This window comes from Bacteroides sp. Ga6A2, from assembly GCF_000702225.1.
GTDB lineage: Bacteria > Bacteroidota > Bacteroidia > Bacteroidales > Bacteroidaceae > Ga6A1.
This window is the reverse complement of the sequence record NZ_KL370876.1, coordinates 1-432: the sequence shown is the minus strand read 5'-3', so window position 1 is coordinate 432 and position 432 is coordinate 1. Positions and strand designations below refer to the sequence as shown.

Here is a 432-nt window from a genome sequence, read left to right as displayed (position 1 = left end):
TTTTTCTGTGTCGGGGTACCAGGATTCGAACCTGGGACCCTCTGTTCCCAAAACAGATGCGCTAACCGGACTGCGCTACACCCCGAAACAACAATTCTTAAAGCCTTGTTTCTTAAAAGCGGTGCAAAGATAAGCACATTTTTTGAATAAGCAATGTTTTTTAGCGATTTTTTGCGATATTTTTCAAAAATAATTTCCGCCACGCCTTTGTTTATGCACATTCCCCACCTGGCTTAATGCCGAATTGCTGCCACTCCCCGACTTTGCAAATATCACATATATAGATATTTTCGGGGAAAGTGCTGCGATTACTTGCCCGATTTCTGACGATTACAATCACGACAAAGCACCAGATTACTAAACCCAAATCGGTCATTAGGATTTCTCGGTGCTGTATGGCAGAGAGAAATCCTTTAGTTTTTCCCATATCGA

General features: G+C 42.1%; 1 protein-coding gene and 1 tRNA gene. Both read right to left on the bottom strand.

From position 1 onward, the window contains the following. Nucleotides 1–10: 10 nt before the first annotated feature. A tRNA-Pro gene (locus T538_RS0116550) sits at nucleotides 11–85 on the bottom strand. Between the two features lie 126 nt (nucleotides 86–211). After that, a partial coding sequence (locus T538_RS19085; protein ID WP_034539457.1) for a hypothetical protein occupies nucleotides 212–432 on the bottom strand: 221 nt, incomplete at its 5' end.